8 protein-coding genes are annotated in these 15,328 nt (G+C 42.6%); all 8 read left to right on the forward strand.

Features of this window, described 5'->3' with window-relative positions:
- The first annotated feature begins 61 nt into the window (after window positions 1–61).
- From R2Q94_RS15970 to R2Q94_RS16005, 8 genes are read left to right on the forward strand one after another with little or no spacing between them, the layout of a single operon-like run.
- Window positions 62–3,499, forward strand: coding sequence for a TonB-dependent receptor (locus R2Q94_RS15970; RefSeq protein ID WP_316822465.1), 3,438 nt, complete (start codon window positions 62–64; stop codon window positions 3,497–3,499).
- A gap of 2 nt (window positions 3,500–3,501) precedes the next feature.
- Window positions 3,502–5,181: a DUF4397 domain-containing protein gene (locus R2Q94_RS15975; RefSeq protein WP_316822466.1), complete on the forward strand. Its 1,680-nt coding sequence runs from the start codon at window positions 3,502–3,504 to the stop codon at window positions 5,179–5,181.
- Between the two features lie 8 nt (window positions 5,182–5,189).
- Window positions 5,190–6,386: a hypothetical protein gene (locus R2Q94_RS15980; RefSeq protein ID WP_316822467.1), complete on the forward strand. Its 1,197-nt coding sequence runs from the start codon at window positions 5,190–5,192 to the stop codon at window positions 6,384–6,386.
- A gap of 8 nt (window positions 6,387–6,394) precedes the next feature.
- Window positions 6,395–7,477: a fasciclin domain-containing protein gene (locus R2Q94_RS15985; RefSeq protein ID WP_316822468.1), complete on the forward strand. Its 1,083-nt coding sequence runs from the start codon at window positions 6,395–6,397 to the stop codon at window positions 7,475–7,477.
- A 20-nt stretch (window positions 7,478–7,497) separates the two neighbouring features.
- Entirely contained in the window at window positions 7,498–8,733 is a 1,236-nt protein-coding gene (locus R2Q94_RS15990; protein WP_316822469.1) for a fasciclin domain-containing protein, read from the forward strand.
- Between the two features lie 35 nt (window positions 8,734–8,768).
- The gene (locus R2Q94_RS15995) at window positions 8,769–9,761 is read left to right on the forward strand and encodes a fasciclin domain-containing protein (RefSeq protein WP_316822470.1); all 993 of its coding nucleotides are present in this window, start codon (window positions 8,769–8,771) and stop codon (window positions 9,759–9,761) included.
- A 22-nt stretch (window positions 9,762–9,783) separates the two neighbouring features.
- Window positions 9,784–13,038 (forward strand): TonB-dependent receptor, encoded by a 3,255-nt coding sequence (locus R2Q94_RS16000; protein ID WP_316822471.1) that lies wholly within the window; start codon window positions 9,784–9,786, stop codon window positions 13,036–13,038.
- 9 nt (window positions 13,039–13,047) lie between these two features.
- Window positions 13,048–15,276, forward strand: coding sequence for an IPT/TIG domain-containing protein (locus R2Q94_RS16005; RefSeq protein WP_316822472.1), 2,229 nt, complete (start codon window positions 13,048–13,050; stop codon window positions 15,274–15,276).
- Window positions 15,277–15,328 lie beyond the last annotated feature (52 nt).

Here is a 15,328-nt window from a genome sequence, read left to right on the forward strand (position 1 = left end):
ACCAGTAATGTTCAAAAATATGCAAAAAGGATTAAAACTATATCCTTCAATTCGATTTATTATGAAATGCTCTTTTATCCTCATTGCGGTTCAGCTTACTTTTATAAGTGTCTTGTTGGCCAGCAATGTAAAGAGTCAGGATCTTGATCATAAAATAAGCCTGCGACTAGAAAAGGTGACACTGGCACAGGGGCTGTCTGCCATCGGTAAGGAAGGGAATATCCGTTTCTCACTGAGGGAGCAATCCATGCAAAAGGTAAAAAAACCAGTCAGTCTGGTAGCCAATCAGATCAGTGTCAGAGAAGCCATCAATAAACTGCTTGCCAATACAGATTTGCAATTTAAACTGGTCGAAGGATATGTTGTAGTGGATAGTAAACCTGTCCCGATTATCATTACCGGAACCATCAGCGATCAGAAAAGCAAGGAAACCTTAATTGGGGTAAGTATCAAATTAAAAGGGACTAATAATGCAGTTTCTTCAGATGTAAATGGAGCCTTTCGGATCAGTATTCCCGAAAATGGAGGGATTCTAGTGATCTCTTATATGGGGTATCAGTCGAGGGAAATGAAAGTAGATGCACAAACTAAAGCATTATTTATCAGTCTTTCCGCTTCTTCTACACAGCTGAGCGAAGTAACTGTTCAGGCCAGAAGAAAAGCGAATACCGAAGCCGCAGTTCTGAATGAACGAAAAAAATCAGCCATCGTTCAGGATGGTATTTCTGCCGTACAAATGGAGCGTACCGGAAGTATTACCACTACCCAGGCTTTACAGCGGGTTTCCGGCGTGACCATCACCGATGATAAATACGTAGCCATTCGTGGTTTAGGGGATAGAAGTGTGATCGGACAGTTGAATGGCGTTCGTTTAGCCTCTTCTGATCCGGATCGGAGTTCGATTCCCTTGGATCTGGTCCCGGCTTCCCTGTTAGACAACATCACGATTTACAAAACCGTAACCCCTGATAAACCAGCAGATGCTGCTGCGGGGATTGTGGAGCTGAAAACAAAATCTGTTCCTGATAGCATGGTCTTCGATATGGTCATCCAGTCTGGATTCAATTCCAATATAGGTATCGGTGGCCAGCACAATAGTTTTTACAATAGCGATATGGGCTTTTTGGCTGAGAAAATCAACAAGAAAAATCTTTCCCAGGACTTTCTAAACCTCGCTAAACAGTATAAAGGAGGCTTGCCTCAGATTCAGAACATGATTGCCAATAGCGGTTACAGTCCGGAAATGAGGCAGGAAGTGAATAGAATCAATCGCATTATGCAAGGTTTCGATCCTGTCCTGACCACTGGCTACAAACAATCACCACTCAACCAATTGTATTCTGCAACTTTTGGAAACAGTTATACCCTGTTTAAAAAGCACAAACTGGGTGTCATTGCAGGGGCAAATTACTACCGTCGGACTACAGATATTTCGGGGGGAGACATTCAGCAATATAGTATTTACCAGGGGGTAGTCACCGGAAATCCGCAAGTCAGCAGCCCCAGGAATATCCCCAACTACATCACGCCAAACAGTTTGTTTATGGGTAAGTACCAGACCTATAAAGAAAATACGGGTATAGAAACGCTGAACTATGGAACCTTATTAGGTTTAACCTACCGTTTCAATCCGCAACATGAGATCAGTGTACAGTACCTGGGCAGTTGGGGTGGAGAAACACAAGCCACTAATATGTTTGGCAGATATGAGTATACCGGCTTACCTGGGGAGGTAAATAGTACCATTTATTCTTTAAAACAGTCCTACCGTACGCTGAATACCTTCAATCTTCAGGGAGAACATAAATTTCTGAAAGGAGAATACAGCCCGGTTTTGAGTTATAATGTGGCCAGTTCAAAAGCCGGACAAAATGATCCGGATTACCGTTTTGTAACACTGGCGGATTATAGGCCAAGAGGAGGTGCTTATTATACAAAACCCTCTACAGATCCGGCTAATTCCAATGGAGAATATGTGTATACAGATCATTTGTATGCGCTTTCTTCTGGATATGTGAACGGATTTGGTGCCTATGGCATCATCCAGGCTGAACCGAACGGAAGACGTTACCGCAATCTGGATGAAACGAATTACAATTACAAAGCAGATCTGAGTATTCCTTTTAAACTTTTTGGAGAAAAACAGGAGTTCAAAACAGGATTCAATTACCTGAACCGTGATCGTAATTTTATGGAGAACGTACTTTTCCTACCTGGTTCGAATTTTTCTTCTATGGGTTCTTTGCCACTCTATCGTGTGGAAGGTAATTTAGATCGACTGGTGAGTTCAGAAGTCATTGGAATCCGGCCAATGGCAGGAGGTACTGGAGAAGGAGCGCCACCAGTTGGCGGTTTTTTGTACAATAGTCAGAAGTCGCCCAACAACTACACCGGATTCTTTGAAACCAAGGCTGCTTATGCGATGGTTGACCTAAAAGTTACCAAAGATTTAAGATTAACTGGTGGTGTACGTTTTGAATCTACCAATATCCAATCTGCAGTAGATACTTCTGGTGTATTCCTGGATCCCGCTTTAACTGCACCAGGAGCTGGAGGAACAAGAATTCCATTGTCGCTGACCAGTCCGAATTCCGTTTACAAAGTAGGCTACAAACCATACTATTCTCTAAATGCCACCTATAACCTGCATAACAAAATGAATTTCAGGGCAGGTTATAACACTACCCTGGCCAGACCGGAACTCAGAGAAATTACCAATGTATTTGAGTTTGATGCTTTCCAGATGGGGCTGGTAGTTGGTAATCCAAATTTGATCAATCAACATACGCAGAATCTGGATTTCAGATGGGAATATTTCCCGAATAATGGAGAGGTGATCGCAGTTTCCTTGTTTGGTAAGCGTATTGAAAACCAGTTGTACAAAGTATTCAGTCTTCAAACCGGTGGATTGGCAGCAACTTATCCAGAGTACCCAACCATCAGGTTTGAAAATGATCCGAATATTGGTAAAGTATGGGGATTGGAGCTGGAAATTGTAAAAGACCTGGGCTTAATCTGGGATCCACTCAAGAACTTCTTCATCGGTTCCAACTTATTACTCGCACAAAGTGAGATCAGGAAATCTGCAGAACGACTGGAAGCCAATCGTTCCCTGGATAGACATACGCCAAAAAACAGCCCTTTGTTTGAACAGGCACCTTACTCTTTGAATGGCTGGTTGAATTATAATAACAAGCGCTCAGGAACCAGCCTTACCGGCACTTTCAATATGGTAGGAGAAAGGTTGGTGCAGATCAACCTGACCGGAGAGCCGGATTTATATACCCGACCTGTACCTTTTCTGGATTTTGTGTTCAGTCAGCGCGTACTCAAACACGTCACTTTCAAAGGGTATATGAAAAATCTCCTTAATCCATCCATCAAAACGGTGTATGCCAATCCTGGAACCGGTGGTACCTGGTATGGCAATGAATACCTGAACCGGAGCTATAAAAGAGGTAGCGAATTTATGATGGGATTCACTTATAATTTGTTTTAACAATGAAAGAATTGAAAAAATACAGCCTGTTTTTCCTGCTATTTGCTACTATGGCCTGTAAAAAGGAGAAAACAGATTTTGAATACGATAACCGGGCAGTAACTGATACTCGAAAGAGCTCTTCTCTAAGAATTGTAAACCTTGCAGGTTATAATCAGGTACAGGTAAATGGAGATACGCTGACCAATTATGTGGTTAGGGGGGTGAATGATCCATTGGCAGGTAAATATCCGGGTACACTCTTCTTCCCGGATAATGGAAGATTAGGTACTACCTGGTCTATCCCTCAGCAGCTTTTAAATAATGGTGCAGCAAAAATACTGCTGGAAACAAGAAGTTATGCTATGGAAGGTAAACCATTAATCCTTGATGTTCAGGAAGAAATCAAGGAAGCCCTGGATTATTACCTGCTGCCAACCAAGGATTTTGAGGTAAGCGGTCAGCCAGATTTCGTTAAAGTGCCAAGGTCCGTGGCAGGTCCTGTAAATCCATCCAGTTTTAAAATCAGGATACTGAACCTTGCAGCTACTGTGCTTCCCAGCCAAAGTATGGAAAACCTATTGGGACCAATGAGCCTGACCTGGGCAGATGGAACAGCGGTAAGTTCAAAAACCAATAACATTCAACCTGGTCAGTATTCGGAATATATAGAGGTTCCTTATGGCACCGTTCAGTTCAAGGTACTCAACCAACACGGGATCCAGGTTCCAGGAGTAGGACCTGATGTGTTGAATGCCGCAACTTCAACCATTTTTGGTACCACGCTAACCTATGCGCCAATTAAAACTTATGCGCCTGGTGGCGTTTATACCATTGTAATTGCTGCCCGTTTATTTACCATTCCTTATTTAAGTGGAAATCCTGGAGAAACAGTAACCGGGTTTCAGAATGGATTCAGGATCATTAACGACATCGCTGATCCGGTAAACCTGAGCTATGGAAGATTACAGGCCGTAAATGCTATGCCCGGAATTAATGGCTTGCAAATCAGTCTAAACGGGAAGGTTCTGGATAAAGCGATAGACTATTCCGCACATACAGAAGAGGAACGTTTGTTGATTGGAAATTATCAGGTGGAAGCAAAAAATGCTGCAGGAGCAGTAATTGCCACAAGTACTTTTAAACTGGACGCGAATACCAATCATACTTTCTGGGTATATCCTGATGTAAATGGAAAAGCCAGTATTGCCACTGTGGCGAATGATTTGAGTGGTGTTTATGTAGATCCTGCGACAGATGATGCCTCCTATCTGAGAAGGAAACAGGATTTTCCTTTTGCCATCCGTTTCCTGAACCTTTGCCCGAATATGCCTTACCTGACATTAACCACCAATAATGCCCAGGCATTTCCAAGTGTATTTGGTTTCAACACTACTGCAGTAAATAACCTGAGACCAGGTGTAGTACCTGTGGAATATCCCTATGTAAGACCCTATACAGAGGCTAAACCCTATCAGATTATGGCTTTTCGCTCCTTGCCTAATGTAGTTCCAGGAACCTGGGCCAGTGACATTCCTATACTCAGTGGAAGAGACCTGATCGCCAGACCAGAACTCTATGTTCGAGGAGAACTGCCCAATCATGAACCTGGGTTTTACACCATCGCACTCATAGGAAATACAAAATCTTCAGAAAATTCTACTGGAAATGCCAGAATGATCATTGTCAAACACAGTAAATAGCCCTTCTTATGCCAAAATTAAGATTACAACCTTTTTTATACTGCGCTGCCATCCTCCTGCTGTTCCTTTGCGGATGTAGTAAAGTAGATTACGCAAAAATAGAAGACCCTGCCTATTTAAGGGTGTTCAATAACCTGAATTATGCGATCGGACTGAACAATAAAGATGAAGCTGTCCCTTTTTTAACCATGCTGATCGATCCAGAAATGGATGCAGATGGGATGCCGGTAAAAGCGGCGATTACCGGAGATTTTCTTGACCAGAGGGAACCTTATGCACCACCATATCCTTCGCATGTAGGTAGTAACCTGTCGTATAAAAATCCGGAATATCCAGGTAAGGAAAATGTATTGGTAGGCCCGGTTTTAAATGGTTTCGACCTGAGCAGCTGGGCACAGATTCCTTCGGGTAAACATCGTGTCGTATTTATGTTCAGGCCTGTAAACAACGTCCCTTTCTTTAATCTGGATAGTAAATTAAAAAAGAATGTCCTTATAGACACCACTATGGTGCTGGATTCCAAAGAAATCTATACCCTTCATGTCTTACAGAAGAATTTCGACACCAAGAAAAACGGGATATACCTGAGAAAGGAGAATTTTCAAAAGCTCTCTTTATCGGATTCACTGGTCTATGTTAATTTCTACAATATGTCTGCTAAAGGTTTTGAACAAGCAGATGATGCTGTAAAAACCGGTTATGAAAAATCGGGAGCCCTAAGGTTCGGCATCAGAGAAAATATGAACATTTTCAGTTCTTTATATACGAGCGACCTCAACATGCTCAAGCCGGTTTACGGCCGTACCAGTAAGTTTATGGGTAGGTTAACCCGAAATTCTGAAGTGCTGGAAGTGAGTAAGTACTACAGTTTCCCGCTTTTTGCAGATCCAAAATCCGATGGCATTTATACCAATATCTGGCAACGTTTTGACTTAATGGCGCTGGGTATGAATCCGGAAAATAATCCTTATGAATCCTTCAATATGGATACGGATCAAAACTGGGCACCCATCAACTGCATGAGGGACGGAAAATCACATTTACAAGGGAATGATAATGCGGCTCAACTCCCAAATATGATTGTCAATATCCATTCCGGTAAATACAACCCCCGGTCTTTTGCTACGGTAAATACCATAGAAATCGTCAATGGTAATGTGTATCTGACTACCATTCAGCGGAAATATCCAGCACCTATTTATTAAACAAATCCATGAACACTCGAAAATATATAAAAATTATACTGCTCCTGATTCCGGTTTTGCTAATGGTTTTCCAGTCTTGTAAACACGATGACCTGGAAATTGAAAAGGAGAATGAAAATTTTAGAACGGCGGCGGATTTCATAAAAAACAACTATGAAATGACACTTTTCTATGCCGCAGTAGAGAAATCCGGACTGCTTGAAAAGTTAAAAACAACTGGACCATTTACCTTATTGGTGCCCAACGACGAAGCATTTAAGGCGGTTGGCATTCAGCGTCCTTCAGACCTGGATAAAATGAATCCGGACAGTTTAAAAGGATTGGTGGAACGCCATATCCTCAATGAAAGATTGCTATTTGATGATGTGCCACACAATGGTGTAGATGTACGTTACCTGACCATGGCTGGCACGGAAGTGTTTGCATCAATGGCGGGATATGCGGTTGGAAACAGCGACTTTCCTACCAACGACCTGTATTTCGACGGTTCCACTGTCATTAAAAAAGATGTGCCTTTGGCCAATGGGACTTTGCATATGCTCAATAAAGTGATGAAGAATAATCCGAAAAGTACGGTGCAGGATTGGCTGGTTAAAAGGCCTCAGTACCGCATTTTTGTGGCTGGATTAAAGAAGTTTGGTCTTTGGGATAAGCTTGCAAGCTCTGGACCATACACTGTATTTGCCATTAGAAACGAATTCTTTGAAGCGGCAGAAATCACCGAAGCCAGCATACAGGCTATGAATCCTCAGGAATATTATGGTTCCCGCCTGTTTGGTGCCTATGTATTGGAGAAGAAACACTTTTTTCTCTCGGATTTTGAGGTTTTCAAAGTCAATAATAAAGAACAGTTCATGGTAAGAAAAGTTGATGGAGACAATTGGGTAATCAGTTTATCTACAGTAAGTAATTTCTATACCAAGGCGGTCACAGGAACGGTTGGGCTCAGAACCGCAGAACAATATCCTTATGATCAATACGGGGTAATTCAATTACCAGTTCCTGGCTTAACGGATAACCTCTGCAATAACGGAATTGTACACGATGCCCAGGGTTTATTGTTAATGCCCGAACAAGCCTTAAAAAATTGATATATCTAAAGATGATACAGATGAAACTGAACCATATACTGACACTTTGCTTCCTCCTTGTTTTATTAGCATCCTGCAGGAAAGAAGAATTTATGCCAGAGCCAGAAGGCGAAAAGGTCCCTTACTCCGAAATTAATACCAGTCTGAAACAAGCGATTACCGCTAGTCCCTATACTATTTTTAAAGCAGCATGGGAACGGAGTAACCTGGATAAAATCCTGAAGGAAAAAAACGACAAAACACCATTTACCGTTTTGGTGCCTACCGATGAAGCCTTTATTGCTGATGGCCTGACGCTGGAAAAAATCAAACAGACTGAACCAGCTTTGCTGGATAGTATTCTTTTGTACCATGTGCTAACCGGGAACTATAATCCGGATGATTTCATCGGTCGGGAAGATAATTTTATGGCAAAAAGCTTGCTGCAGAATTCTTTTCTCAAGGTAAAGCCAGTGATCTCCGGTGCTTCCCTTTTTGATCCTTATTTCTATATCCAGGCGCTCAAATTAGCTGGAAAATCGCTTTTTATCAATGGTAAGGCTGCAGGAGAATTTACACCTACCCAAACAAAAAATGGAGTTTTATGGCCGATTAATAAGGTTTTACATCAACCCCGAAAAACCATTCTTCAGGTATTGGAGGAAGACGGGCGTTTTGGTATGTATCTGGAACTGAATGAACGGGCTGATGCCTGGTACCAGGAACTGACTTCTTACATCATTCAACGGAACTTCAAAGATGGAATGGTGGTCGCCGATATTGGTTATTACAACATCACTTTCAGTTCCATTTTTGCGATCACAGATGATGCTTTCCATCAGGCAGGTTTTGAAACCGTAGATGAGCTCATGGAACTCAACAACAGGAATCCATTGCCCTATGTCGATTGGGATACCTATTCTGTTAAAGGAGGTTTTGCCACAGATACGCTAATTGGTTATCATCGCTGGGGAACCAGCTTTGCACCCTATGATCCAAGTTACGGTGGAGGAGTAAAGAACATCAGTAATTTTTATACGAACGACCTCAATAATGTGTTGCTGTCAGATTATACCCTGGTTACCGCTGGTTTTACCTCATTTGTATCGCCTTACATTATGCCGCTGGATTTTGGTAAGGAAGCTGGGCAGGTGACCGTAAAAGTTAAAGGATCAGATTATCCGCCAGCAAAAATTATTGAAGGAGACATCAATACGCTGATGGGGCCAGTTCACATTGTAGACCGACTCATTCTGCCCAGGGGATTCAAATTGTAATGCCGGGAATAACATTTAGACCTAAATTAAACACAATGAAAAATATTAAATATTTCCTTTTACCACTGCTGGCAATGAGCATTTCATTGACCAGTTGTAAGAAGGAGGATAAGACCATTACCGGCCAGGATAACAATAAGATTGCTGCGGTAATTGCCGATAACTTTAACCTTTCTATTTTCAATACCGGATTGGTCCGCAGCGGCTTAAAATCACAGCTACAGGAGAATGGGCCTTTCACGGTGATCGCAGCCTCAGATGATGCCTTTAAGAAAGCAGGCTTCGCGGATCCGGTGGCTATTCTTAGTGCTGATCCTGCCAGAATCTCTGCCATCATGAATTACCATGTGCTAAATGGAAGGTATGAACTGAATAAACTGCCCTTTCTTTTTAACCAGGAAATCCGTTCTGCTAATGGAGGGAAAATATTTGTAACCCATTGGGTAAAAGGACCAGATACCATCCTGACTGTGAATGGATCCCGGGTGCTGGCGCAAAATATTAAAGCGTCCAATGGCTTGATCCAGGTAGTGAATCAGCTGCTGGAACCCTATAGCCATGAGCTGATTCTGGAATCTATGGCTTCCGACAGGAACCTGAGCCTTTTTTATCAGGCTATTCAAAGAGCAGGATTAACAACATTGCTGAATGGCAAAGGGCCATACACCATTTTTGCAGCCGATAATAACGCCATGAGCCAGTATGGACTTTCTTCGCTGGAAGAAATTAACAATGCAGATCCTGCTGCGCTTGCAGCCCTGCTGAAGTACCATGTTTTAAGCGACCGTCGCTTTGTATACGATTATATATTGAGCACTGGTGCTACAGGAAAAAGCGAACAAGCCATGTTAGATGGAAACTCTGTCCAGTTGCAATTGATTCCAGATCCTGCCGTTTCGGGAAACTTCAGTGGAATTCAATTAAAAGGAACCGGAAATACTGCCATGATTACGCTGACAAAAAAAGACGTGCTGACGGGAAATGGGGTACTGCATACCATTAATGGCGTATTGAAGATTACCCAGTAATTTAACAATTAAGAATTCAGAAATGATTTTATATAAAATATTCAAAAAGATAAGTATGTTCCTGCTGCTGATGCTTCCTTTCGCAGTCTTGGGACAGGAAACGAGCGGAACCCTTAACGGGACGGTCTATGATGCCGCTGGAGCACCTTTACCAGGAGCATCAGTAGTGGCCATTCATCAGCCTTCCGGAACCAGATATGCAACTTCCGCTGATGCTAAAGGACGTTATTACCTGCCTAACCTTAGGATTGGAGGGCCTTATAGTGTGGAAGCTCTCATGATCAGTATGAAAACCGATAGGAAAGAAGCCATTACCATTCGCCTGGGTTCAGCTATACTTCTGAATTTTGCATTAGCAGATCAGGTACAACAACTCGGAGAAGTGAGCATACAGGCCACAAAAAGAGCTGCACAGGCCAGTACTTATGGCGCAGGAAAAAACATCAGTGCCGAGCAGCTCAAAAATATGCCCACTGTGTCCAGAAGTATTACTGATGTGACCAGGTTAGTGCCGCAATCCAGTAAAGACAATAGCTTCGGAGGGAGTAATTTTCGATACAATAACGTCACTATTGATGGTGCCATTAATAATGATGCCATCGGATTTAGTCCTTCTTTAGGAGGACAATCAGGTACATCAGGAATGGCAGGAAGTTCTACCAGAACAAATCCTGTATCTCTGGATGCGATCGAAGATATGCAGGTTTATTTAGCCCCTTATGATGTGAAAATAGGGAACTTTACCGGCGGTTCGGTTAATGCCGTGACGCGCAGCGGTACAAATACACTGAACGGTTCTGTTTATGGCTTCGGCCGGAATGCGACTTTAACCGGTAAGGATAAAGTGGGTAGTCTGGGTAAAATGAACAAAGATTTCTATGATTACCAAACCGGCTTTCGCATTGGATTTCCCATCATTAAAAACAAGCTCTTCTTCTTTAGTAACGAGGAAATCACCAAAAGGAGAGATCCATCCCAGCTATTGGCCGGTTCCCCGGAAACAGCGAATATCCTAAGTGCCAGCGATGCCAAAGCGATTAGCGAAGCAAATTTTGTCCAGGCAGGTACAGCAGGACAATTCAATACCTATTCAAAATCACATAAATTCTTTAACCGGCTTGACTGGAACATCAACGATCAGCACCAGTTGGCCATTCGCAACAATACCATCATCTCCGAAGCCACGCATATGGATCGGGACCAGCAGGATTTCAGATTCAGCAGCATGGGCTTTTTGCAGAAAAATAACCAAAGTTCTACAGTTGCTGAGTTGAAAAGCAGGTTCAATAATCAACTTTCAGGAAACTTATTGGCTGGTTATACGATGGTCAATGACTCCAGAGATCCATTGAGTGATCCGGGTTTACCACAAGTACAAATTGCAGGAAGGACGCCAGGAACGACCATATATTTAGGTACCGACCGTGAAGCGAGTATCTTCAATATGAAACAGCGGACACTGGAACTGACCGGTAATCTAAACTGGAATTTAGGGAAACACACGCTGACTTTTGGTACGCACAACGAATTTTACAACATCAGTTACGGCTTTGTAAATGCCTGGAATGGTAGAGTCGATTATTTAAGCATTGAAGATTACTTAAATAATAACCCTTACCGTGTTCGTGGGGCTTACGGATATGAAAATAATAACCGGGATTACCTGCTCCATCATCCTTCAGCAAAGTTTAATGTAAATCTTTATAGTGCATATTTTCAGGATGAAATCCGCGTTTCTGATAAGTTAAAAGTGATTCCTGGACTTCGTGCCGATATGACTTATTTGCCGGAAAGACCAGAACTAAGCGATAAAACAAGAACAGCACTGGAAGATCCCTATTTTGGAACTACTTATACTTATACCCCTTTAAGACGCATTACCAATCATTTCCTGAATAAAGTCCAGCTTTCCCCAAGAGTAGGTTTCCGCTACGATTGGATGGGCGATCAATCTTTGATCTTACGCGGTGGTAGCGGTTTGTTTACAGGTAGAATCCCAATGGCATGGCTGGCTTATGCTTTTTATAACACCGGTGATCGCTTTGGTGGCTTCGACCAGAAAGCAGATCAGAAACCATTTGTACCAGGCAGCAACCCATTAGCTGGCGGACCAAATGGAATTGCCGATTTCATCCAGCAAAATGGGGCAGTGATCAATAACCCGAATAGTGGTAAAACACAAATTGATCTAATTGACAATGGTTTCGTGATGCCTCAGGTATGGAGAACGAGCTTTGGGATGGATTACAGTACAGCTGATCAATGGAAATTCAGTCTGGAAGCCATCTATACTAAAAATGTAAAGGATGTATTGTTTCAGCAACTCAATGTACAGGACAATCCGGTGTATTATGCTTATGACAAGCAACGCCAGCAACCTGTTTACAGTGGTACAGTAGATCCTCGTTTCTCAAATACTTATCTTTTGAGTAATACCAGCAAAGGATATCGTTATAGTCTCACTGGAACGATCAGCAAAAACATCGCAACAGTTTTGCAAGCTTCAGTGGCGTATACTTACGGTCAGTCGAAAGATTTGTCAAATGGTGTGCGTAACTCTATGGAGTCCAACTGGCAGTTAAACCAGTCGCTGGTTCCTAATAATCCAGGTCTGGCCAATAGCAATTTTGACATCAGACACCGAATTGTGAGTACCATTAGTTATCTGAAAGACTGGCGAAATGCTGGTAAAACAAACATTTCTTTATTTTTTAGTGCACAATCGGGGAGTCCATTTACCTATGGAATCGTAAATAACAGTATCCAGGGCCTACCCCAACAGCTGAGCTTGGCTTTTATCCCGGAGCCTGGGGAAGCCATCCACTACTTTCAGGATAGAATCCTTGCCGGGAATACCATTACAGCAGTTCAGCAGGCAGATCAGTTTAACGCCTTTGTGGATGCAGATGAATACCTGAGCAGTAGAAGAGGACAGTTTACCGAAAGAAATAAAGGGCGTACGCCATGGAATATTCAGGCCGATCTTCACATTTCTCATGATTTGTTTGTGGCTGCAGATAAAAAGCAATTCATTACGCTGACTGCCGATGTGATGAACCTTACTAACCTGATCAGCAAAAACTGGGGCATTCAATATTTCTCGCCAAATACTTTCAACTCTACCTCAAGTGTTGGCTTAACACCAGTGCTATTCCCAGCTTCCCAAAATGCGGGAGGATATCCATTGTATGAATTTAATGCGCCAGGAAAGCCATATAGTATTGATTATTATGGATCAAGAAGTCAGGTGCAGTTTGGTTTAAGGTATACTTTTTAATAAATGATGATGAAGCAACATTTAAATAACAGCATAAAAAAAGGTCTGGCTAAACTAAAAGTTTACCCAATTGTCTTCAGTTTATTACTGCTGACAATTACAGCCTGTAAAAAGGATAAGGTAGAAGTGGCTAAAATACCACTGAAAGTAACCGATTATTATCCTAATAGTGGGAATCAGGGGACGCTGGTGACCATCGAAGGAACCGGTTTTTCTGGTAATTTAGCTGAAATCAGCGCCACTTTTGCAGGAACAGCTGCCGATGTGGTTAGCGCAACTGCTACTGCAGTGGTATTGCGGGCACCTTTAAAAGGAAGTACTGGTGAGCTGCTGTTGAAGATGAATGGTGAAACGTTGAAGATTGGCACCTATACCTTTCAGAATTTGAGCCTGCAGCACATTAGTCCGGCCAATGGTGCTGCAGGAGCACATATTCGAATATCCGGCGCAGGATTTAGCAGTGTAGCCGGTCCGGCAGAAGTTTTTATCAACAATAAAGTCAGTTTAGTGGTGAGTGCCTCTGATACTTTATTAGTCGTAGAAGTGCCTGAAGCAGTAGGGACAGGTACCGTCAAAGTGAAAGTAGATGGAAAAGAGGCCAGCGGACAAACCTTCAAATATCAGGCGATTTCGGGCATCAGACCTTTAACCGGTGGAAAGGGAACGCTGGTGCGTATTTCTGGGGAAGGCTTCGAAGAAATAGCCGAAGGCAATTATGTAGATTTCAATGGTAAAGCGGCATTGGTAAAAGAAGCAACAGCTGGTTATCTGGTGGTTGTAGCACCTGAAGAAGTGAAAACAGGTCCTTTATCGGTGACCATTAACCAGCAAAAAATTACAGGTCCGGTGTTTACCGTAGTACCTCCTCCAACTATTGTAGGAGTTACACCTTTAAGTGGTCCGGCTGGCTCAGTCATGACCATCACAGGTACAAACTTTAGTGCCATAACAGAAGAGAACAAAGTAACCATTAATGGAAAAGTGCTGGCCTTAAGTTCTGTCACAGGATCTAAAATAACATTACTGCTTCCAGGAAATACCGGAAATGGTAAAATCAGCCTTAGTGTGAATGAACAGGTCGTGACAGGTCCGGAATTTAAAGACCAGGCTTTAGGAATCAACAAGTTAAGTCCAGAAAACGGGCTTGCCGGAAGTGTCATTACCATTAACGGAACAGGCTTTAATCCTAATGCGACCCAAAATATAGTGACCTTTAACGGATTGCCGGGAACGGTTGTTTCAGCTACAGAAACCAGTATTGTAGTTAAAGCGCCAGTTGGTTTAAGTACAGGCCCGCTTAAAGTGAATAACAATGGAGCAGAAGCGATTGCACCAATGAACTTTAACCGGGCAGGAATTGTGACCATTGCAGGTGGACCCGGAAATACTTCATTGTCGCTCAATAATGGCCGTACCAGTAGTCTGGCGATAGACCGTCAGGGTAATATATTTGTGTTGGAGGTAGGACATCACCGCATTAAGAAAATTACGCCCAATGGAACGGTGACTTTATTTGCAGGTAGTCCAGTGGGGCAATCCGGAAATAAAAATGGAAATGGTGCTGATGCGCTGTTCGCCTTTGGAACCAACCCCGGAATGGATATCGACAATGAGGGGAACTTGTTCCTGAGTGAAGGAAATGGAAATATTCGGAAAATCAGCCCGCAAGGAGAAGTTAGCAATTTTGCATTCGGACTTGGTTCAGTGAATAAAATATCATTTGATGAGCAGGGGATATTGTATGTACTGGGTTCATTTAACGGGGGTTGGAGAATCAATAAAGAGGGCTTAAGAACCAAACTTAATCTTTTATCTTTCCTGGATGAGGCTCGCCCGGCAGTATTTAATAATATACTTTACAAAGTGTATTACGAAGGTTTTGCAGTAGATGGGTATGACCTCAAAACCAATCAAAACCTCAATTCAATTGCTGGTGGAACCTGGGGCTATGCCGATGGTATCGGCAGAAATGCCATGTTCCTAAATATCAAATCGATGACCGCTGATGGTTTAGGTAACCTTATTATTGCCGATGCCGGAGCAAATGCAGTTCGTAAACTGAATCTTCAAACCAAAGAGGTAAGTACTTTAGTGAAGTTTGCACAAGGGGCAATACTTGATGGTGCATTTACAGATGCCAAAGTGGGCAATATGGGAGATATGATCCTGGACACTGAAGGCAATATCTACTTCATCGATGTCAACAATAACGCGCTAAGAAAGATTTTTCTTAAATAAATCAATTCTCGTTTTCAATTTCCCTTTTACCGGGCTGGCAAAGGCCAGCCCG

Source organism: Pedobacter gandavensis (assembly GCF_032678465.1).
Lineage (GTDB): Bacteria > Bacteroidota > Bacteroidia > Sphingobacteriales > Sphingobacteriaceae > Pedobacter > Pedobacter gandavensis_B.